Origin of the sequence: Pseudomonas fluorescens (genome assembly GCF_902498195.1) — a bacterium.
Lineage (GTDB): Bacteria > Pseudomonadota > Gammaproteobacteria > Pseudomonadales > Pseudomonadaceae > Aquipseudomonas > Aquipseudomonas fluorescens_BU.
Genome location: NZ_CABVIY010000008.1, coordinates 1 through 21325, shown reverse-complemented (window position 1 = coordinate 21325; position 21325 = coordinate 1). Strand labels below are relative to the sequence as shown.

The window sequence follows — 21325 nt, the reverse complement described above, 5'->3', positions numbered from 1 at the left end:
GAAACTTTCGCTCAGAGCAATCATTAAGGGCGGCCTTTCCTTGAAAGACCTCCTCCGATCTTGCCAGACTAGCCGCAGTTCCAGTTGTCCGGTTTCGGCCGCTGAACAGAGTGGTTCAAAAAAAGAAAAATTTGGAGCATTACGCATGAAGGCATTAGGAAAAAAGCTTGCTGGCAAGACACTCCTCGCCATGTCCCTGATGGGCATTATGGCGGGTGCGGTTCAGGCGGACGACAAGGTGTTGCACGTCTATAACTGGTCCGACTACATCGCGCCGGACACCATCAAGAAGTTTGAAGACGAGTCGGGCATCAAAGTTGTCTACGACGTCTTCGACAGTAACGAAACCCTCGAAGCCAAGTTGCTGGCAGGCAAGTCCGGCTACGACATCGTCGTGCCGTCGAACAACTTCCTGGCCAAGCAGATCAAGGCCGGCGTCTACCAGAAGCTGGACAAGTCCAAGCTGCCTAACTGGAAGAACCTGAACACTGACCTGCTCAAGGCGGTCTCGGTCAGTGACCCAGGCAACGAACACGCTTTCCCGTACATGTGGGGTTCGATCGGTATCGGCTTCAATGCCGAGAAGGTCAAGGCTGCACTGGGTGCCGACGCACCGACCGATTCCTGGGACTTGATCTTCAAGCCTGAAAACGCCGCCAAGTTGAAGTCGTGCGGTATCAGCCTGCTCGATTCGCCAACCGAGATGATTCCGGTGGCGTTGCACTACCTGGGCCTGCCAACCGACAGCCAGAAGAAAGAAGACATCGACAAGGCTGAAGCGCTGATCCTCAAAGTCCGTCCTTCGATTGCCTACTTCCACTCCTCCAAGTACATCTCCGACCTGGCCAACGGCAACATCTGCGTGGCCGTGGGTTACTCGGGTGACATTTACCAGGCCAAGTCCCGCGCGGCTGAAGCCGGTGACAAGGTGAAAGTCAGCTACAACATTCCGAAAGAAGGTGCCGGCAGCTTCTACGACATGGTCGCGATCCCTAAAGATGCCGAAAACGTCGAAGGCGCCTACAAGTTCATGACCTTCCTGCAGAAGCCGGAAATCATGGCTGAAATCACCAACGCCGTACGCTTCCCGAACGGTAACGCGGCGGCCACGCCGTTGGTGGATAAAGACATTACCAGCGACCCGGGCATCTACCCGCCAGCGGACGTGCTGGCCAAGCTGTACGCGATTGCCGACCTGCCGGCCGCGACCCAGCGGATCCTGACTCGCAGCTGGACCAAGATCAAATCCGGTAAGTAAGTAATACCCCCTGTAGGAGCGAGCTCTGCTCGCGATGAACCTGAGAGCACCGCTGGGTGTCAGGCACCCAGCGTTATCGTTGACGACCATCGCGAGCGTGCTCGCTCCTACAGGATCTTTATAAAGTTTGCTGGAACGGTTTTTCGAGGGTAAGTTGCGCGCCGGTTTAGTTGCCAGGCAGCCCAGGCTGTCATGTAACTCGGGGCAACTTGGGCCCAACTCATTTTAGAGGACCTCCACTTGCCTATTTCTTCTTTGTTACGCAATGCCATGCTGGTCGCTGCCGGGTTGACGCTCGCCGTCAATGTTCAGGCCGCCGGCACCGTGCATATTTATAACTGGTCCGATTACATCGGCGAGACCACCCTGGCCGACTTCCAGAAAGAGACCGGGATCAAGCCGGTCTACGACGTGTTCGACTCCAACGAAACCCTGGAAGGCAAGTTGCTGGCCGGGCGCACCGGCTACGACGTGGTCGTGCCGTCCAACCACTTCCTCGGCAAGCAGATCAAGGCCGGCGCCTTCCAGAAACTCGACAAGTCGCTGTTGCCCAACTACAAGAACCTCGACCCTGTCCTGCTCAAGCGTCTGGAGCAGAACGATCCGGGTAACCTCTATGCCGTGCCGTACCTGTGGGGCACCAACGGCATCGGTTACAACGTCGACAAGATCAAGGCTGTACTGGGCGTCGACAAGATCGACTCCTGGGCGGCGGTGTTCGAACCGGAGAACATCAAGAAGTTGCAGAGTTGCGGCGTGGCGTTCCTCGATTCCGCCGATGAAATGATGCCGACAGTCCTCAACTACATGGGCCTTAATGCCAACAGCACCAACCCGGAAGACTACAAAAAGGCCGAAGCCAAGTTGCTCGCGGTGCGGCCTTACGTGACCTACTTCCACTCCTCCAAATACATCGCGGACCTGGCCAACGGCGATATCTGCGTGGCCATCGGTTTCTCCGGCGACATGTTCCAGGCCCGCAACCGCGCGGCCGAAGCGAAGAAGGGCGTGAACATCGCCTACTCGATTCCCAAGGAAGGCGGTGCGCTGTGGTTCGACATGCTGGCGATTCCGAAAGACTCGGCCAACGTGAAAGAAGCGCACGCGTTCATCAACTATTTGCTGAAACCTGAGGTGATCGCCCAGGTCAGTGATTACGTCGGCTACGCCAACCCTAACCCGGGGTCGGACTCACTGATGGAACAGTCCATTCGCACCGACGAAGCGGTGTATCCACCGCAAGCCGTGCTCGACAAGACTTACGTGTCCATCGAGTTGCCACCCAACATTCAACGTTTGATGACCCGTAGCTGGACCAAGGTCAAGTCGGGCAAGTAGCTTCAAGGCTCAAACTATCCAAAGTTGGCTCACCTTGAGCGAACTGCACTCTTTTTTTTGGGAGTTTCGTAAATGGCAGTTGCCTCCGGCGCCTATAAGAAAGCCCTCGAGGGCGACCAGTCACCTAAACAGGTGCTGGTCAAAATCGACCGGGTCACGAAGAAGTTCGACGAGACGATTGCCGTGGACGATGTGTCCCTGGAAATCAAGAAAGGCGAGATTTTCGCCCTGCTCGGCGGTTCGGGATCGGGCAAATCCACCTTGCTGCGCATGCTCGCCGGCTTCGAGCGACCGACCGAAGGGCGGATCTTCCTCGACGGCGTGGACATCACCGACATGCCGCCGTACGAGCGGCCGATCAACATGATGTTCCAGTCCTATGCCCTGTTCCCGCACATGACCGTGGCGCAGAACATCGCCTTCGGCCTCAAGCAGGACAAGCTGCCCGCCGCTGAAATCGATGCGCGCGTGGCCGACATGCTCAAGCTGGTGCAGATGAGCCAGTACGCCAAGCGCAAGCCGCATCAGTTGTCCGGCGGCCAGCGTCAGCGCGTGGCCCTGGCCCGTTCGCTGGCCAAGCGACCGAAGCTGTTGCTGCTCGACGAACCGATGGGCGCACTGGACAAGAAGCTGCGCTCGCAGATGCAGCTGGAGCTGGTGGAGATCATCGAACGCGTCGGCGTAACCTGCGTCATGGTGACCCACGACCAGGAAGAGGCCATGACCATGGCCGAGCGCATCGCGATCATGCACCTGGGCTGGATCGCCCAGATTGGCAGCCCGATCGACATTTACGAAACCCCGACCAGCCGCCTGGTCTGTGAGTTCATCGGCAACGTCAACATCTTCGACGGCGAAGTGATCGACGATGCCGAAGGCCACGCGACCATCACCTGCAAGGACCTGGATCGCCAGATCTACGTCGGCCACGGCATCAGCACCTCGGTGCAGGACAAGTCGGTGACCTACGCGATCCGTCCGGAAAAACTGCTGGTGACGCCGACCCAGCCCACCTGCGAATACAACTGGTCCAGCGGCAAGGTGCACGACATCGCCTACCTGGGCGGCCACTCGGTGTTCTACGTCGAACTGCCGAGCGGCAAGATCGTCCAGTCCTTTGTCGCCAACGCCGAACGCCGTGGCGCACGTCCGACCTGGGGTGACCAGGTCTACGTGTGGTGGGAAGACGACAGCGGCGTGGTGCTTCGCTCATGAACATGCGCAAACTCAAACGCCGCCTCAATCGAATAATTCCCGGTGGCCGTCAGCTGGTCATCGGGGTTCCCTTCATCTGGCTGTTCCTGTTCTTCATGTTGCCGTTCTTCATCGTCCTGAAGATCAGCTTCGCCGAAGCCGACGTGGCCATTCCGCCCTACACCGAAATCTACAGCTTCGCCGAGCAGAAACTGCAAGTGCTGCTCAACCTGGGCAACTACGCGATGCTCGGCGACGATGAGTTGTACATCGCCGCGTACCTCGGATCGCTGAAGATGGCGCTGATCAGCACCATTCTCTGCCTGTTGATCGGCTACCCGATGGCCTACGCCATCGCCAGTGCCCGCAAAGAGATGCAAACGGTGCTGGTGCTGCTGATCATGATGCCGACCTGGACCGCGATCCTGATCCGCGTCTACGCGTGGATGGGCATCCTCAGCAATAACGGCTTGCTCAACGGTTTCCTGATGAGCATGGGCTGGATCAGCGAGCCGCTGCAGATCCTCAACACCAACCTCGCCGTCTATATCGGGGTCGTTTACTCCTATCTGCCGTTTATGATCCTGCCGCTGTACGCCAACCTCGTGAAGCACGACAACAGCCTGCTGGAAGCGGCATCGGACCTGGGTTCGAGCACCTTCAACAGCTTCTGGAAAATCACCATCCCGCTGTCCAAGAACGGCATCATCGCCGGCTGCATGCTGGTGTTCATCCCGGTGGTGGGCGAGTTCGTGATCCCGGAACTGCTCGGCGGCCCGGAAACCCTGATGATCGGTAAAGTGCTCTGGCAAGAGTTCTTCAACAACCGTGACTGGCCGGTGGCGTCTGCCCTGGCAGTGGTGATGCTGGCGATCCTGATTGTGCCGATCATCCTGTTCAACCGCAGTCAGGCCAAGGAAATGGAGGGTAAAGAATGAAGCGCTTCCGTTTCTCCAGCCTGATGCTGGTATTGGGCCTGCTGTTTATCTATCTGCCGATGCTGATCCTGGTGATCTACTCGTTCAACGCCTCGAAACTGGTGACGGTGTGGGGCGGCTGGTCGATCAAGTGGTACGTCGGCCTGATGGACAACACGCAACTGATGGGCTCGGTGGTGCGCTCGCTGGAAATCGCCTGCTACACGGCGATTGCGGCCGTCGCACTGGGAACGCTGGCCGCGTTCGTGCTCACCCGTATTACCCGCTTCAAGGGGCGTACGCTGTTCGGTGGCCTGGTCACCGCGCCGTTGGTGATGCCGGAAGTGATCACCGGTCTGTCGCTGTTGCTGCTGTTCGTGGCCATGGCGCAGATGATCGGTTGGCCGCAGGAACGCGGCATCGTGACCATCTGGATCGCCCACACCACGTTCTGTGCGGCCTATGTGGCGGTGGTGGTGTCGGCGCGCTTGCGTGAGCTGGACCTGTCCATCGAAGAGGCGGCCATGGACCTGGGTGCGAAGCCGTGGAAAGTGTTCTTCCTGATCACCATCCCGATGATCGCGCCATCGTTGGGGGCGGGCGGCATGATGTCGTTTGCCCTGTCGCTGGATGACCTGGTGTTGGCCAGCTTCGTGTCGGGTCCGGGTTCCACGACCCTGCCGATGGAAGTGTTCTCGGCGGTGCGCCTGGGCGTGAAGCCTGAGATCAACGCCGTGGCCAGCCTGATTCTGCTGGCGGTGTCGCTGATGACCTTCCTGGTCTGGTTCTTCAGCCGTCGTGCCGAAGAAGCGCGCAAGCGTGCGATCCAGCAAGCCATCGAAGAAAGCGCCGCCGACTCCTGGAAACAACCGGACGTGCGCCGCGCGCAAGCGCCGGAAGCGGCTTGAGCCACTAATTGGGTTGACCACATTCTTGTGGTCAACCCAATTCAAATGTGGGAGCGGGCTTGCTCGCGAAAGCGGTGTATCAGTCAACGAATATGTAGACTGACACTCCCTCTTCGCGAGCAAGCCCGCTCCCACATTGGTTTTACGCAACCCAAGGCGATTGGCGGATGACCTCGACGAAGTTCATCGGCTTGAACCCCGGCTCCTGATCCACCAGCACATCGGTCTTCACATTGCCGAACGTCGTCTGCGGACGATGGCGCAAGCCGTCGGCGAAGGCGCAGATGATGCACTCCTTGAACCCTTCTCCCCGTGGATGCGCATGCACCACCGCTTCGCGCTGCACGGTGGAAAACGCCGCGTAGTCCATGCCCAGCACGTCCATCTCGACACCGGCGGTCACCAGCGCCACCGTCGGGCGCAGATGCTGCGGCACACCCGGCGTGGTGTGCAGGGCAATCGACAGCCAGACCTGCTCGATATCGTCATCGCTCAACCCGTAAGGCTTGAGGAACGCCGCCGCCGCGTTGGCGCCATCGACTTCGAAGCGCTCGTTGTCGCTGCGGTGACCCTCCACCAGTCCCAGGTCATGGAACATCGCGCCGACGTACAGCAGCTCCGGGTTGTAGGCCAGTTGCTTGCGCTCCCCGCTCAGGGCACCGAACAGAAACACCCGGCGCGAGTGGTGGTACAGCAGGTCGGATTCGATGTCGCGGATGTATTCGGTGGTGGCCTTGGCCAATGCGCTGTCGGGGATTTTGATACCGGCAATGGTGGTGCTCATGGCAGCTTCCTCGTGATGTACGCCGTGGCGGCGCTGAGGTGCCCAGTCTGTTCGCGCACCTGAAACCGGACAATCGATCCATGGCTGCGATCCCGGCCAATGCGCATGCATATCGCGCCAGCCTCGCTTGTTGCGCGCCCCTGTAGGAGCGAGCATGCTCGCGATGCACTCGAGAGCGCCTCGGGGTGTCAGGACTCCAGCGTCATCGTTGACGTCCATCGCGAGCATGCTCGCTCCTACAGGGGGCGGTGTAATCCGGTTCTTAGAGGGCCATTCACGTCATGAGTAAAACCGTCGCCATCGTGGTATTCGCCGGCGTGCAGTCGCTGGATGTCACCGGTCCCATGGATGTGTTTTCCGAGGCCAATCGTTTCCTCGCGCCCGAGGATCACTATCGGCTGGAGGTGATTGGCGTGGGGCGCGGGGTGATGGCGTGTTCCAACGGTCTGGCGCTGAATGCCCATCGGCATTTCAGCGATGCGTTGCAGGCCTATGACCTGCTGCTGGTCGCCGGCGGTCCGCAGTTGCCGTTCATGGATTTTGGCGCTGCGTTCGATGCCTGGCTGGGTGATGCCTGCGCGCGGGCCCGGCGCTTTGGTTCGATCTGCAACGGCGCGTTCATGCTCGCCCGCGCAGGGTTGCTGGAAGGGCGCACAGTGACCACCCATTGGAATGACGCGGCGGCGCTGGCGACGTTGTGCCCGTCGACCAGGGTCGAGGCTGATCGCCTGTACGCGCAGGATGGCGAGCTCTACACCTCGGCCGGGGTCACGGCGGGCATTGACCTGTCGTTGTTCCTGCTGGGCCGTGACCACGGGCCGGAAGTCGCATTGAGCGTGGCCAAGCGGCTGGTGGTGTTTACCCAGCGCTCGGGCGGGCAGTCACAGTTCAGCCCGTTCCTCACGCCCCACGCCGAACCGACGTCGGCCGTGGCGATGGTCCAGCACTACGTGCTGGCCAACCTGACCGGCGACCTGACCATCGCCGACCTGGCCAACGCCGCCAACATGAGCCCGCGCAACTTTTCCCGGGTGTTCGCCAAGGAAGCGAAAATAACCCCGGCCGAGTTCGTCGAACGGGCGCGGGTGGATGCGGCGCGGGTGATGCTGGAAAGCACCGGCGCACCGCTCAAGACGGTGGCGTACCAGTGCGGGTTTCGCGATGCCCAGCACATGCGCAGCGTGTTCAACCGCAGGCTGGGGGTGACGCCGCAGCAGTTCAGGCTGAATTTTGCGGCGATGGTTTGAGCTGGGTTTTGGGTGTCTGTCAGGGCCTTTTCGCGAGCAAGCCCGCTCCCACATTGAAATGCATTCCAAAGTGGGAGCGGGCTTGCTCGCGAAGGCGTCAGTCCAATCAACGAAGAACTATTGCGCTGACCTTGCCGGCAACAGCTTCAAGGTACTGCGCGTATTGGCCGTCACCTCTTCATCATTGAGATGCGCCTGGTAGTAAACCCCCTCGATGTACGCATCGGCCTGATCGTCATAGTGACTGTCGAACAGCACGCCGCTCTGGCCAACCGGGTTCACCGTCAAACTGTGGGCCGGGTCGGCGAAGTCGATCAGGCGCCGCGTCGACGGGCCGTACGTCACGGGCCACGGTGCCGGGCCGATTTTGGCCGACAGGTTGTTCGGCACTTCGTGGGTGCCGGGCGCGGCGAAAGGCCCGACGTTGAAGAGGCGATCCAGCGGCTTTTGCTGGCCCAGCGGATGACCGTGGGTCAGGGTGTGCGCCTTGCCCCACTGCCATTGTGCGAAGTCTGCACCGAGGGTGGCCTTGAGGTGGGCGATGCTGGCCTGCCAGGCTGCCTTGACCGTATCGGCGCGGGTTTCCTTGCCGAGGGTCGTGCGGTTGTCCCACCACGGTGAATCAGGGTTTGCCGCCAGGCGCGGCAGCGCGGCATCGATCACCCGGGTCGAGAGCAGTGTCTCGAAAAAGTCATTGCCCAATTCATCGTGCATCGCGGCGTCGGCCAGGTTGAACAGCAGCTGGTTGAACAGCGTGGCGCTGGTGGAGTCGAGCGGGTAATCGCCTTTCCACTGGGCCAGTTGCTCCACCAGTTTCAGCTCGGCAGGATCGCTCACCACGCTGCGCAGCACCGGCAGCAAGGGCGCCAGCACGCGCGGACCGTAACCGGTGGTGGTGCCCAGTTGCAGTGTCTGGCTGGACTCCAGGTCCCACTTGATGCCCTTGTCGCCGAGTTGATGGTTGAGCTGCTGGCCACGATCGGCCAGGTTGTAATAGCCGGGGATCTCCATGCCCGTTGGTGATACGGGCTGGAAGTTGGCCGAGACAATGTAGCCCCGCGCCGGGTTTTCTTCCTGCGGGTTGGCGCTGAAGGGGTAGAAGCCGTCCTTGTCCGCTTCGGCACTGCTGCCGTCAAGGATGAACCATGGGCGCACCCCGGCCGGACGCTTGGGCAGTTGCGCCGCGGCCCACCAGCCGATGTCGCCCTTGGCGTTGGCCCAGACGATGTTCAGGCCAGGCGCCTGGACCTTGGCGGCCGCCGTGCGAGCCTTGGCCAGCGTGTCGGCGCGGTTGAGCTGGTAGAAGCCTTCGAGGATCGGGTTCTGGCTTTCGAGAAAGCCCCACCACATGGCGATCGGTGTTTTGCCGACGCTGTTGCCCAGCGCATCGTTGACGATCGGGCCGTGGGGCGACTGGCGCAGCACGAGGGTCACGGGAGCCTGGCCCTTGACTGCGATCTGCTGCTCGCTGCTCACCATGTCCACCCATTTGCCGCGATACCAGACCTGATTCGGATTGTCCGGGTTGACCTTCTCGGCAATCAGGTCGAGGTCGTCGTTCTGGAACATGGTGATGCTCCAGCCGAAGTCACGGTTCATGCCCAGCGAGGCGAACGGCATCAGCGCCTGGTAGTGGCCGTAGAGTTCGAAGCCCGGCGCCGAGAGGTGCGCTTCGTACCACACCGAGGGCGCGGAAAAGCGGATATGCGGGTCACCCGCCAGCAGCGGCTTGCCGCTTTTGGTGCGGCTGCCGGCCACGGTCCAGGCGTTGCTGCCCTCGAATTGGGGCAGGCCGTTGTCGGCCAGGGCCTGCTCGCTCAGGCGGGCGAGGGCGTTGAGGTCCTTCCAGTCGGCGCTGGCCAGCGTCGGTGCCGCGCGATCCGCCAGCACGCCCTTGGGCTGCCAGTCGAGATCGAAAACGCTCAGGTAGTCGGCGCCCAATTGATCGCGCACGAAGGTCAGCAGCGGCTCGGTGCGGAACGCCGCGGCAAAGCTGTAGGCCATGTAGCCGGCGATGCTGATGGTGTCCTGGGCGGTGAACGGGCGTTTCTGGATGCCCAGCACATCGAACTCCACCGGTTTGGCGTGGCTGTCCTGATACTGGTTGATGCCATCCAGGTACGCCTGCATGGCGATGAAGGTCGGCGATTGTTTGTCCAGGTTCGCCAGGTAGCTTTCAGCGCGTTCGCGAATGCGCAGGCTGCGCATCAGCTTGTCGGTGTCGAGCAGTTTCGGGCCGAGTACCTCGGCCAGTTCGCCACGGGCCAGGCGACGCAGCACTTCCATCTGGAACAGTCGGTCCTGGGCGTGAACGTAACCCAGGGCACGGTACAGGTCGGGTTCGTTGTCGGCGCGGATGTGCGGGATGCCGCGCTCGTCGTAGCGCACGGTGACCGAGCCTTGCAGGTGTTGCAGTTCCACCATGCCCTGGCGTGTCGGCTGCTTGCTGTAGACGTACCAGCCGCCAGCAGCGGCGAGCGTGACGACCAGCGAGCCGAGGGCGATCAGGCTACGTTTCATGGTGACTCCTTGTTGTTATGGGTGGCAGCAGTTCCCTGGTGCCACTGTTTAACACGGCCCACCGGATCGGCCCATCGCCCGTAGGAGGGATTCGGGTGGCCGCGTTTTTACTGCCTGGACGGGTCGACAGGCCAGGGGCAGTAACATCCCACGGCCAGTGTGTGCGTGGCACTCACCGGGCGGCCTTCGTTCAGCGCTTGCAGGATCGGTTCGATAAAGCTGTTACTGGAATTGCAGGTCAGGCCTTCGCTGTAGGGGCCGAAGTACGCCAGCTTGCCGTTGCGATCCCAGATCGCCACGGCGGGGCTGGCGGGAATCTGCTCGGAACCGGGCAGCACGTTGAGGGTTTTAAGCGTGCTCAAGGTGCTCGGCAACTGGCCGTGGCTGCCGGGTTTTTGCACGGCGTAAAACTCAACGCCTTGCGGGCCGTACTGCTCGATAAGCTCGCCGAGGTGTTGTTGATTGCCGACATTGCACGGGCAGGCCGGGTCCCAGAAGTGCACGAGACGAATGGCGCCAGGGCCGGCGAGGGTGTCGGGCAGGCGCAGCGGGTCGCCGGAGAACAGCGCGGTGTGCTCGCTGAAGGCGCGCAGGTAACGCCCCTGGAACCAGTCGTAGGCCGCCCACAACACGCCGGCACACACCAGGGCGAGCAGGCTGACAAACAGGGTGGCGCGCACGGGCGATCGCATGGGTTCAATCCTCGAAGGTCGGCTAGCTTGCCATGCTTGCCGCGACAGATGAATATCGCAGGTCCATAAAGTCCGTTTCACGCTCCGGAATCGTCCATGCCCGCTACATTCGACCCTGATCATCTGCGCGCCAGCCTGCGGCCATTGGCCGAGGGGCAGCCGTTGTCGGCGCAAGCGCAGGCCTATCAACGGTTCTACGGGCTGGATTTTTCTTCGCGCAACGTCCGCAGTGGCCTGGGGCGGTTTCAGGTCGACGGGTATGACGTGGTCAGCCAGGTCTGGTGGCCCGAGCGCGCCAAGGCGACGCTGTTCGTCTTCCACGGTTTCTACGATCACACCGGGCTCTACCGGCACGTGATCGAGTGGGCGCTGGAGCAGGATTTTGCGGTGATCGCCTGCGACTTGCCAGGGCATGGGCTGTCCAGTGGCGAGCGGGCGAGCATCAAGGATTTCGCCGAGTACCAGGACACGCTGCAAGGGCTGTTTGTCGAGGCGCAGTCCCTTGATCTGCCGCAACCGTGGCACCTGTGCGGACAGAGCACGGGCGGCGCGATCGTGATCGATCATGTGTTGAATGCGGGCACGAGCAGCCCGGCCCAGGGCCAGGTGATCCTGTTGGCGCCGCTGGTGCGACCACGGGCGTGGGGTTGGTCGCAGCTGAGCTATTACCTGCTCAGGCCTTTCGTGAAGGCCATCGCCCGGCGTTTCAGCGAAAACTCCAACGACCCGGATTTCCTGCCGTTCCTGCAAGCCGATCCGTTGCAACCGCTGCGCTTGCCGACGGCGTGGGTGGGGGCGTTGGCGCGCTGGATCAAGCGTGTCGAAGCGGCACCTGCCAGCCCTCGACGACCGTTGATTGTGCAGGGGCAAGCGGACATGACGGTGGATTGGCAGCACAACCTTGAGGTGCTGCGGGCGAAATTCGATCGGCCTCAGGTGTTGATGTTGCCCGAGGCGCGGCATCACCTGGCGAATGAGGCGGCAGTGTTGCGCGGGGAATTTTTCGGGTTTTTGAGCAAGCGGATCAAGGGCAGGAATCTTTAGCGACCTTGCCGGCCTCTTCGCGAGCAAGCCCGCTCCCACAGGAGATGTGGGAGCGGGCTTGCTCGCGAAAGCGATTTGCCTGGCGCTAACGGTTACTGGCTCAGGTTCGAATTGCTCTGCCCAACCGCCAACCCCGCCCGGATCGCCGCCAGGGCCGCCTGGTAATACGCCTTGCCCTCGGCCGACTCGGCAAAGGTGGCGAACTCTTCCAGCTCTTCGTCCGACAGGTCGCGATAGACGTACAGCAAGGTGTTGTTCAGGTCGCTGCCGATCTGGTCCATCAAGCGCTGGCGCTGACCGTTCAACATGCCCTGGGCCTGGCCCGCACCGAGCAGGCCGGGGATCATCGAGCTCAGGCTGTCGGCGGCGACCCCGGCAATCGCCAGGCTGACTTCGGCGCCGGCCTCGCGTGCAGGCAGGGCCTGGGCCAGGTGGCCGATGATCAGCAGGCGGCTGTCGCTGGCCTGCACCTTGGGCAAACCCTTGGCGTTTTTCGCCAGTTGATCGCGACGGGTCGCGAGCAGTTCGGCGGCGACGATTTTCTTGCCCAGCGGGGATTGAAAGAACGCCAGTGCCGGCTTCGGGTCGAGGAGGTTCTTGCGCAATTGCGCTTCGGCGCGCTGGTCCACGGCCTTGGGGTCAAACCGCTGGTTGCTGTTATTGACCAGCGCCTGGAACACGGCCGGTGGCAGGCTGTTCTGGTAGCGTTGTTGCGCGGCGGAGAGGGCGTCACTGAAATGCGCGCGTTGTTCCGGCCAGCCGGCGACCTTGTACAACTGGTCGTGGCCGTCTGCCCAGGCGGGCAAAACACAGAACATCAGCAGAGAGAAAAGCAAACGGCGCATAGGGACTCCTGTCAGCAGGCGACTATTCTCCGTGTGGCATACGGTCTTGTCGAGAATTCGTATCAACCCGCTGCGTGGCTCTGTCGGATTTTCAGGCGCCGGAATACTATGCGCGCCATGCAAATACCTTCTGATCACCCGTTGCTGTTACGAATCGTCGATGACCTGGCTGCCAACGGCTGGTCGCAGCAGAATATTTTCCTGCCTCTGGATTTGACCCGGGCGCTGGCCGCCGAGTGCCGTAAACGTGCGGCCGAAGGTGAACTGGCGCCGGCAGCGGTCGGGCGTGGGCCTTCCTCGGAGATTCGCGAGGGGATTCGCGGCGATCATATCCAGTGGATCGAGCCTGGCCAGGCCGAGTCGTGTGACAGCTATCTGCGCCTGATGGACAGCCTGCGCGAGGCGATGAACCGCGATCTGTTCCTGGGGCTGGAGGATTTCGAAAGCCATTTCGCGTTGTACCCGCCCGGTGCGTTCTACCTCAAGCACCTCGACCGTTTTCGCGACGACGACCGGCGCATGGTCTCGGCGGTGGTTTACCTCAATGACGCCTGGCTGCCGGAGCACGGCGGTCAGTTGCGCATGTACCTGGACGAAGGCGCGCAATACGATACGCACTACGATGTGGTGCCGACCGGTGGCTGCCTGGTGGTCTTCCTGTCCGGTGCCGTCCCCCATGAAGTCCTGCCCGCAACCCGTGAGCGCCTGTCGTTGACGGGCTGGTTCCGGCGCCGGGGCAACGAGCCGTTCTGATCATGCAGAAAATTCTGGTAAGCCGCTGCCTGCTGGGTCACCGCGTACGGTACGACGGCGGTGCCAGCGGGCCGTTCGATCAGCTTCAGTTGTGGCTCGACGAAGGTCGGGTCGTGCCGCTGTGCCCGGAGGTTGCGGGAGGTCTGCCGACGCCACGGGCGGCCGCGGAGATTCCGGGCGGGCAGGGCGCGCAGGTGCTGGAGGGGCAGGCCTCGGTGATCACCACCGAGGGCGAGGATGTCAGCGCGCAGTTTCTCTGCGGGGCTTATCAGGCGCTGGAACTGGTGCGCAAACACGGCATCCGCATTGCCGTGCTCAAGGCCAACAGCCCGTCCTGCGGCAACCGGCTGACCTATGACGGGACGTTCAGTGGGGTGAAGGTCAGTGGCGAAGGAGTGACGGCGGCGTTGCTCAAGCGCCATGGTGTGCAAGTCTTCAGCGAGCTGGAGCTGGCTGAAGCGGCACAGGTGCTGTCTACGCAGGACTGACAATCACTACAAAACAAATGTGGGAGCGGGCTTGCTCGCGAATGCGGTGTGTCAAAAACATTGATGTCGACTGACACTGTGCATTCGCGAGCAAGCCCGCTCCCACAAGGGCTCTACATTGTTTTCAAGGCTTCGCGGGCATACCCGAATCCTCTGCGAACCACTTCTGCTCCAGCGCTTCCAGCCGGCCATCGGCCTTGATTCGCTGCAATGCGTTTTCCAGGCTGGCATGGAACGCCGGGTTACCCTTCTGAAACGGAATCGCCAGGCTCACCGCCGGGGCGGCTTTCGGCTTTTCTTCCGTCAGCGATTGCACCAACAGGATCGAGCGCGGTTCCGGGTCTTTTTGCGCGATCAATTGCGCGTCGGTGCGAATGTAAGGTTCGCTGAAGTCGAAACGATCCTTGAGCGCCGGTGTCTCTGAAATGTGATTGATGGCGATGTCGTACTTGCCGCTTTCGACACCGGTCAACAGATCGTTGGCGTCGGTGACGACAAAGTCGGCGCGCACATCCAGTTCGTTGGCCAGCATTTGGCCCAGCTCGACTTCGAAACCGGCAAGGCTGCCGTCTTCCTTGAAATTGAAGAGGGGTGTATTAGCCTCAACGGCAATGCGCAATTCGCCACGGTCGTTGACGTCGTCAATCAGTTCGGCATGAGCCAAAGGGCTCAAAAGGGGTAGCAGGCAGATCAGGCCAGGCAGAAAGCGCATGGTCACTCCTTTGAAATCATTATCGCGACGCTCTGATTCAGGCTCGCTTTGCTATGGTTGTCGAGTGCCTTCGACAACGATTGACCATGAAGTTGTGATGGTCACGCGAATTTTACGGAAAAACTGGAGAAGAGAATGAAAACCTTTATGTCACGTGCTGCTTTGGCTGGCCTGCTGATGGGCGTTTCGGTGCTGGCCAGTGCGGCGACGCCGGCCCCCAAAGGTGCCGAAGTGTCCATCGTTTCTCCCAAGGATGGCGGCACGGTTCCGCAGACTTTCATCGTCAAGTTCGCGGTCGAGAACATCGCACTGGCGCCGGCGGGGGATGTCACGAAGAACACCGGTCACCATCATTTGCTGATCGACGTGGACGAGTTGCCTGCCGCCGGCCAGCCGATCCCGAACGATGCCAACCACCTGCACTTCGGTAAGGCACAGACTCAAGCTGAAGTGACGTTGACACCGGGCAAGCACACACTGCAGCTAGAGCTGGGTGATAGCGGCCACATGCCGTTCGATCCGCCAATCGTTTCGGAGAAGATCACCGTCAACGTCAAGTGAGGCTGTGGTGTGAATGAAAAAGGGAGCCCGAAGGCTCCCTTTTTTGTCGCTCAAGTCGCTATCAGAACAGCACGCGGCTACGGATAGTGCCGTTGATGTGCTGCAGCTTCTCTTGCGCCAGGTCCGAGTACTCGGCGTCTACGTCGATCACCACGTAGCCGACTTTCTCGTTGGTCTGCAGGAACTGACCGGAGATGTTGATACCGTTTTCGGCGAAGACCTTGTTGATCTCGCTCATCACACCCGGGATGTTTTCGTGGATGTGCAGCAGGCGGTGCTTGCCAGGGTGAGCCGGCAGGGCCACTTCCGGGAAGTTCACGGACGATACCGACGTACCGTTGTCGCTGTACTTGACCAGTTTTTCCGCCACTTCCAGACCGATGTTGGCCTGGGCTTCGGCGGTGGAGCCACCGATGTGCGGGGTCAGGATCACGTTGTCCAGGCCGCGCAGCGGGCTTTCGAACTCTTCGTCGTTGGAGCGTGGCTCCACCGGGAATACGTCGATGGCCGCGCCGATCAGGTGCTTGTCCTTGATGGCGTTGGCCAGGTGGTCCAGTTCGACCACGGTGCCGCGCGCGGCGTTGATCAGGATGCCGCCCTTCTTGATGGCGCGGATTTCTTTCTCGCCGATCATCCACTGGGTGGCAGCGGTTTCCGGAACGTGCAGGGTCACGATGTCGGACATGCCGAGCAGTTCGTGCAGGTTGCCGACCTGGGTGGCGTTACCCAGTGGCAGCTTGGTCACGGTGTCGTAGAAGTACACCTGCATGCCCAGGCCTTCAGCCAGGACCGACAGTTGAGTACCGATCGAGCCGTAACCGACGATGCCCAGCTTCTTGCCGCGGATCTCGAAGGAGTTGGCCGCGCTCTTGATCCAGCCGCCACGGTGGCAGGAAGCGTTCTTCTCAGGGATGCCGCGCAGCAACAGGATCGCTTCGGCCAGCACCAGTTCGGCAACGGAGCGGGTGTTGGAGTAAGGCGCGTTGAACACGGCGATACCGCGCTCGCGGGCCGCGTCCAGGTCGACCTGGTTGGTGCCGATGCAGAAACAGCCGACCGCGACCAGCTTCTTCGCGTGATCGAAGATCTCTTCGGTCAGTTGAGTGCGCGAGCGAATGCCGATGAAGTGAGCATCAGCGATCTTTTCCTTGAGCTGGGCTTCCGGCAGAGAACCTGTGAGGTACTCGATGCTGGTGTAGCCCGCCGCCTTGAGGACGTCGACAGCCGATTGGTGGACGCCTTCGAGAAGAAGGAACTTGATCTTGCTCTTATCGAGAGAAGTCTTGCTCATCTGCGTAAACCTGTATCCCGGAGAAAATTGGCAGGAAATGGTCAACAGACGCTGACCCGAGCGGCATGACAGCCGTCGCCGCAGAATAGCCGTTGGGCACTATGCTGCGGGGTCGGTATGCTAGCATATGCGCCCCGCTAAACACTCATTCCTGCGACGTGAAGCGTTCTCAGGATGACCATGAATTGTTCGAGAGTTCTGTCGATGACCAATCCTGCCCTGATTGATGAGCTGAAGACCCTGGTTGAGCCTGGCAAGGTGCTGACCGATGCCGACTCCCTGAATGCTTACGGTAAGGATTGGACCAAGCATTTCGCCCCGGCCCCGACTGCCATCGTGTTCCCCAAGACCACCGAGCAGGTCCAGGCCATCGTCCTGTGGGCCAATAAACACAAGGTGGCGCTGGTGCCGTCCGGTGGTCGTACCGGACTGTCCGCCGCTGCCGTGGCCGCCAACGGTGAAGTGGTCGTGTCCTTCGACTACATGAACCAGATCCTCGACGTGAACATGACTGACCGCACTGCCGTTTGTCAGCCGGGCGTGGTCACCGAGCACCTGCAGAACGTCGCCGAAGAAAAAGGCCTGTACTACCCGGTGGACTTCGCCTCGGCAGGTTCCAGCCAGATTGGCGGCAATATCGGCACCAATGCCGGCGGGATCAAGGTCATTCGCTACGGCATGACCCGTAACTGGGTGGCCGGCATGAAAGTCGTCACCGGCAAGGGCGATGTGCTGGAACTGAACCGCGACCTGATCAAGAACGCCACCGGCTACGACATGCGTCAGCTGTTCATCGGCGCCGAAGGCACCCTGGGGTTCGTGGTCGAAGCGACCATGCGCCTGGATCGCGCACCGAAGAACCTCACGGCGATGGTGCTCGGCACCGCCGACTTCGACTCGATCATGCCGGTGCTGCACGCGTTCCAGAGCAAGCTCGACCTGACCGCCTTCGAATTTTTCTCCGATAAAGCCCTGGCCAAAATCATGGCGCGCGGTGACGTGCCGGCGCCGTTCGAGACCGATTGCCCGTTCTATGCGTTGCTGGAATTCGAAGCGACCACCGAAGAAGTGGCCAACCACGCCCTGGAAACCTTCGAACACTGCGTGGAACAGGGCTGGGTGCTGGACGGCGTGATGAGCCAGAGCGAGACTCAGCTGCAGAACCTGTGGAAACTGCGCGAATACATTTCGGAAACCATTTCCCACTGGACGCCGTACAAGAACGACATCTCGGTCACCGTGTCGAAAGTGCCGGCATTCCTCAAGGAAATCGACGCGATCGTCGGCGAACACTACCCGGATTTCGAAATTGTCTGGTTCGGCCACATCGGCGACGGCAACCTGCACTTGAACATCCTCAAGCCGGATAACCTGAGCAAGGACGAGTTCTTCGCCAAGTGCGCCACGGTCAACAAGTGGGTGTTCGAGACCGTCGAGAAGTACAACGGCTCGATTTCCGCCGAACACGGCGTGGGCATGACCAAGCGTGACTACTTGACCTACAGCCGTTCCCCGGTCGAGATCGAATACATGAAGGCTGTCAAAGCCGTGTTCGACCCGAACGGCATCATGAACCCGGGCAAGATTTTCGCTGTTTGACGTTCGAATTTAAGCGCTACGAACCAGGAGTCGGTCAATGAGCTATCAGCACCAGTATGTCGACGGTACGCGTATTCACTTCCCGCTGGGGAAAGTGGTGTGCATCGGCCGTAACTATGCCGAACACGCCAAGGAGCTGGACAACCCGGTGCCTACCGAGCCGCTGCTGTTCATCAAGCCGGGCAGTTGCGTGGTGCCACTGGAAGGTGGTTTCAGCATTCCGACCGAGCGTGGCTCGGTGCATTACGAGGCGGAAATCGCGGTACTGATCGGCAAGCCCTTGTCGACCAAGCCAAGCCGTGAAGAAGTGCTCGATGCGATCTCCGGTTTCGCCCCGGCCCTGGACCTGACCCTGCGTGACAAGCAGGCCGAGCTGAAAGCCAAGGGCCTGCCCTGGGAAATTGCCAAGTCCTTCGACGGCGCGGCGGTGATTGCCCCGTTCGTGTCCCCCGGTACGTTCGCCGACCTGACCGACATCGGCATCCGCCTGACCATCAACGGCGAAGTCCGCCAGGATGGCAACAGCAGCGTCATGCTCAACCCGATCGTGCCGATGATCCAGCACATGGCCGGCTGCTTCTCGCTGCAGGCCGGTGACGTGATCCTGACCGGTACGCCGGTGGGCGTGGGCCCGCTGAACGTAGGCGATGAGATCGTCCTGGAGCTGCCGGGCGCGAGCAGTTTCACCAGCAGCGTTCGCTAGCCCGGACGCCGCAAAAACCTGTGGGAGCGGGCTTGCTCGCGAAGGGTCCGTGTCAGTCGACATCGCTAATCGACTGACACGGACCCTTCGCGAGCAAGCCCGTTCCCACATTTGCTAGTGGTCGCCCATGCAGGGCTTTCCCGCCATTTCCCGTTTTTTTCACATCTGATCTGGATAATTCCCGGGTTTTCGGCGTCTGAGCCGGTCCCAATTGTGCTATTACCCATAGCCTGAATTTCTGGATGCACGACCTGATGGCCACCCAACCGTTCCCTTCGCTGAAAACCGCTCGCCGCTCGCGCTTCGCCTTGCGCTGGTACACCTGGCTGTTGCTGGTGGTCGCCGCTGCGTACGGCCTCGCGTTTGCGATGCATTGGGATGACCGTGGCCTGCTCTGGCTGCAGGAGCGTTTCGAAAGCCCCGCCGAGCGTCAGCAGAGCATCTGGCTGCCGGATTACCGCGCGGTGATCGATGCCAAGCCGCTGCCGGGCATGGAAAAGGATGAAGCCTCGGACGTGGCCTACGACCCCCGGACCAAAACCCTGTTTTCGGTGATGGGCAAAAACCCGTTCCTGGTCGAACTGTCCCTGCAGGGTGATGTGCTGCGCAAAATGCCGCTGGTGGGCTGGAGCAATCCCGAAGGTGTCACGGTGATGGGTAACGGGCTCCTGGCGATTGTCGATGAGCGCAACCATCAAGTCACTGTCGTCAAGGTCGATGCCGATACCCGTGAGCTGAACATTGCCGATTTCACCCAATATGACCTCGGCCCTTCGAAAGACCAGAACAAGGCCTTCGAAGCCGTCACCTGGGATTCACGCCATCAACAACTGCTGCTGGGTGAGGAACGTCCGCCGGCGCTGTTCACCTGGAAAAGCGACGGCCAGAAACTGATTGGCGATAAGCAGAAGCTCGCCAGTGACGAGCTGGACGTGCGCAATCTGTCAGCCTTGGCCATCGACCCGCGGACCGGCCACACGCTGGTGTTGTCGGCCGATTCCCACCTGTTGCTGGAACTGGACGAGAAAGGCGAGCAGGTCAGTTTCATGACCCTGCTGCGTGGTTTCAATGGCCTGAAAAACACCATTCCCCGTGCCGAAGGCGTGACCATGGACGAGGCGGGAACGGTGTACATCGTGAGCGAGCCGAACCTGTTCTACCGCTTCGAAAAACAGCGTTGAAGGCGTTTTGTAGGATTTTCGCCGTCGGGTTGTAGGAGCGGGCAAGTGGCCATTAAGCTTTAATTCAGACAGCCGTGGTATTTCATCCGCCTGTTCTGATTCTGAGCCTGCCCTCCCAATGCGTCGATTAGCCCGCCCCAAACCCCTGATGTTCATCGTGTCGATGATTGCGCTGGTCGTGTTGATTGCGATTGGCCAGTACCTGCGCCTGTTCGAACGCGCCTGGTTCAACCTGCACACCCTCTGGCAGCCGTTGAGTACTCAATCCATTGGCCTGGACCAGTATCGGGTGGTGCTGGAGGGGCAGGTTATCGAAGGGCTGGATGACGATGTTTCAGCGCTGACCTATGATCCGGTGCGCAAAAGCCTGTTCACCGTCACCAACAAGAATTCCGAGCTGATCGAACTCTCCCTCGACGGCAAGATCCTGCGCCGCATTGCCCTGGTCGGTTTTGGCGATCCGGAAGCCGTCGAGTTCATCAGTGCCGACACCTATGTGATTACCGATGAGCGCGAGCAGCGGCTGATCAAGATCCATCTGGAGCAAGGCACCACCTTTCTCGATTCCGCCGATGCGGAACAGATGACCCTCGGCGTGCACATGGCGGGCAACAAAGGGTTTGAGGGCCTGGCCTATGACTCGGTGGGCAAGCGCCTGTTTGTCGCCAAGGAGCGCGACCCGATGCTGATCTACGAAGTGCATGGGTTTCCGCATTTCAATCCGGAAAAATCCTACGCGGTGCACGTCGTCAACAACCCCAAGCGGGATGCCGGGATGTTCGTGCGCGATCTGTCGAGCCTGCAATATGACGAGCGCAGTGGCCACTTGCTGGCGCTGTCCGACGAGTCGCGGCTGATTCTGGAGCTGGATGTGGACGGGCGGCCGCTGAGCACCATGTCGCTGAGCAAGGGGCGCCAAGGATTGCAGAAGACTGTGCCGCAAGCGGAAGGGATCGCCATGGATGACGACGGTACGATGTACCTGGTGAGCGAACCGAATCTGTTTTACGTCTTCAAGAAACCAGCGCAAAACTGACCTGCACCCCACCTCCAATGTGGGAGCGGGCTTGCTCGCGAAAGCGATGTGTCAGCTACATGAATGTCGGCTGACACATCGCTTTCGCGAGCAAGCCCGCTCCCACAAGGGTTTTGCGTACGGCTTACTCCGCGCGCAGGGTCTTCACGCCTTCACTGGTCCCCAACAACAGCAGATCCGCCGGACGCGCCGCGAACAGGCCATTGGTGACCACGCCGACGATCGCGTTGATCTGCGTCTCCAGCTCCACCGGG

20 protein-coding genes and 1 pseudogene are annotated in these 21325 nt (G+C 60.8%); 14 read left to right on the top strand and 7 right to left on the bottom strand.

All coding sequences use genetic code 11. The features are described from left to right. Window positions 1-145 precede the first annotated feature (145 nt). The 5 genes from F8N66_RS26090 (at window position 146) to F8N66_RS26070 (ending at window position 5615) form a co-directional block, all read left to right on the top strand. On the top strand, window positions 146-1258 hold the full coding sequence (locus F8N66_RS26090) for a polyamine ABC transporter substrate-binding protein (protein WP_150772891.1): 1113 nt from the start codon (window positions 146-148) through the stop codon (window positions 1256-1258). 240 nt (window positions 1259-1498) lie between these two features. Further along, entirely contained in the window at window positions 1499-2596 is a 1098-nt protein-coding gene (locus F8N66_RS26085) for a polyamine ABC transporter substrate-binding protein (protein WP_150772890.1), read from the top strand. A gap of 72 nt (window positions 2597-2668) precedes the next feature. Beyond that, entirely contained in the window at window positions 2669-3811 is a 1143-nt protein-coding gene (locus F8N66_RS26080) for an ABC transporter ATP-binding protein (RefSeq protein WP_150772889.1), read from the top strand. A 35-nt stretch (window positions 3812-3846) separates the two neighbouring features. Further along, window positions 3847-4728, top strand: coding sequence for an ABC transporter permease subunit (locus tag F8N66_RS26075; protein WP_263597744.1), 882 nt, complete (start codon window positions 3847-3849; stop codon window positions 4726-4728). Continuing rightward, window positions 4725-5615 (top strand): ABC transporter permease subunit, encoded by an 891-nt coding sequence (locus F8N66_RS26070; RefSeq protein WP_150772887.1) that lies wholly within the window; start codon window positions 4725-4727, stop codon window positions 5613-5615. The genes F8N66_RS26075 and F8N66_RS26070 overlap by 4 nt, the downstream gene beginning before the upstream one ends. A 142-nt stretch (window positions 5616-5757) precedes the next feature. On the opposite strand, the gene F8N66_RS26065 is transcribed toward F8N66_RS26070, so the two are convergent. Continuing rightward, complete coding sequence (locus F8N66_RS26065) at window positions 5758-6399, bottom strand: HD domain-containing protein (RefSeq protein ID WP_150772886.1); 642 nt, start codon at window positions 6397-6399, stop codon at window positions 5758-5760. A gap of 281 nt (window positions 6400-6680) precedes the next feature. Here F8N66_RS26065 and F8N66_RS26060 point away from each other — a divergent pair, with 281 nt between their 5' ends. Further along, complete coding sequence (locus tag F8N66_RS26060) at window positions 6681-7646, top strand: GlxA family transcriptional regulator (protein ID WP_150772885.1); 966 nt, start codon at window positions 6681-6683, stop codon at window positions 7644-7646. Between the two features lie 117 nt (window positions 7647-7763). Here F8N66_RS26060 and F8N66_RS26055 read toward each other — a convergent pair whose 3' ends face one another. Both F8N66_RS26055 and F8N66_RS26050 read right to left on the bottom strand, forming a co-directional pair. Continuing rightward, window positions 7764-10166 carry a penicillin acylase family protein gene (locus F8N66_RS26055; RefSeq protein ID WP_150772884.1) on the bottom strand — a complete coding sequence of 801 codons (2403 nt, stop codon included), beginning with the start codon at window positions 10164-10166 and terminating at the stop codon, window positions 7764-7766. A gap of 107 nt (window positions 10167-10273) precedes the next feature. Beyond that, a complete protein-coding gene (locus F8N66_RS26050; RefSeq protein WP_150772883.1) occupies window positions 10274-10858 on the bottom strand; it encodes a DUF6436 domain-containing protein in 585 nt (194 codons plus the stop codon). Between the two features lie 96 nt (window positions 10859-10954). Between F8N66_RS26050 and F8N66_RS26045 the strand changes: the two genes are divergently transcribed. Then, the gene (locus F8N66_RS26045; protein WP_150772882.1) at window positions 10955-11902 is read left to right on the top strand and encodes an alpha/beta hydrolase; all 948 of its coding nucleotides are present in this window, start codon (window positions 10955-10957) and stop codon (window positions 11900-11902) included. 92 nt (window positions 11903-11994) lie between these two features. Here F8N66_RS26045 and F8N66_RS26040 read toward each other — a convergent pair whose 3' ends face one another. Then, window positions 11995-12747: a DUF2059 domain-containing protein gene (locus tag F8N66_RS26040; protein WP_150772881.1), complete on the bottom strand. Its 753-nt coding sequence runs from the start codon at window positions 12745-12747 to the stop codon at window positions 11995-11997. 108 nt (window positions 12748-12855) lie between these two features. Here F8N66_RS26040 and F8N66_RS26035 point away from each other — a divergent pair, with 108 nt between their 5' ends. Further along, window positions 12856-13500, top strand: a complete 645-nt coding sequence (locus F8N66_RS26035) for a 2OG-Fe(II) oxygenase (RefSeq protein ID WP_150772880.1) — start codon at window positions 12856-12858, stop codon at window positions 13498-13500. Between the two features lie 2 nt (window positions 13501-13502). Then, window positions 13503-13988 (top strand): DUF523 domain-containing protein, encoded by a 486-nt coding sequence (locus F8N66_RS26030; protein ID WP_150772879.1) that lies wholly within the window; start codon window positions 13503-13505, stop codon window positions 13986-13988. A gap of 124 nt (window positions 13989-14112) precedes the next feature. Here the strand turns inward: F8N66_RS26030 and F8N66_RS26025 are convergent, their stop codons facing one another. Further along, on the bottom strand, window positions 14113-14700 hold the full coding sequence (locus F8N66_RS26025; protein WP_150772878.1) for a transporter substrate-binding domain-containing protein: 588 nt from the start codon (window positions 14698-14700) through the stop codon (window positions 14113-14115). Between the two features lie 135 nt (window positions 14701-14835). Here F8N66_RS26025 and F8N66_RS26020 point away from each other — a divergent pair, with 135 nt between their 5' ends. Beyond that, a complete protein-coding gene (locus tag F8N66_RS26020) occupies window positions 14836-15261 on the top strand; it encodes a DUF4399 domain-containing protein (protein WP_150772877.1) in 426 nt (141 codons plus the stop codon). Between the two features lie 61 nt (window positions 15262-15322). On the opposite strand, the gene serA is transcribed toward F8N66_RS26020, so the two are convergent. Beyond that, the gene (gene serA / locus F8N66_RS26015; protein ID WP_150772876.1) at window positions 15323-16552 is read right to left on the bottom strand and encodes a phosphoglycerate dehydrogenase; all 1230 of its coding nucleotides are present in this window, start codon (window positions 16550-16552) and stop codon (window positions 15323-15325) included. Window positions 16553-16756: 204 nt separating this feature from the next. Between serA and F8N66_RS26010 the strand changes: the two genes are divergently transcribed. The 4 genes from F8N66_RS26010 (at window position 16757) to F8N66_RS25995 (ending at window position 21071) form a co-directional block, all read left to right on the top strand. Continuing rightward, window positions 16757-18151, top strand: coding sequence for an FAD-binding oxidoreductase (locus F8N66_RS26010; protein ID WP_150772875.1), 1395 nt, complete (start codon window positions 16757-16759; stop codon window positions 18149-18151). A gap of 37 nt (window positions 18152-18188) precedes the next feature. Then, entirely contained in the window at window positions 18189-18854 is a 666-nt protein-coding gene (locus F8N66_RS26005) for a fumarylacetoacetate hydrolase family protein (RefSeq protein WP_150772874.1), read from the top strand. Between the two features lie 254 nt (window positions 18855-19108). After that, the gene (locus F8N66_RS26000) at window positions 19109-20035 is read left to right on the top strand and encodes an SdiA-regulated domain-containing protein (protein WP_150773210.1); all 927 of its coding nucleotides are present in this window, start codon (window positions 19109-19111) and stop codon (window positions 20033-20035) included. A 118-nt stretch (window positions 20036-20153) separates the two neighbouring features. Continuing rightward, window positions 20154-21071, top strand: a complete 918-nt coding sequence (locus F8N66_RS25995) for an SdiA-regulated domain-containing protein (RefSeq protein ID WP_150772873.1) — start codon at window positions 20154-20156, stop codon at window positions 21069-21071. 124 nt (window positions 21072-21195) lie between these two features. On the opposite strand, the pseudogene F8N66_RS25990 reads toward F8N66_RS25995, so the two are convergent. Further along, window positions 21196-21325: pseudogene (locus tag F8N66_RS25990) on the bottom strand (ribose 5-phosphate isomerase A); the annotation flags it as partial.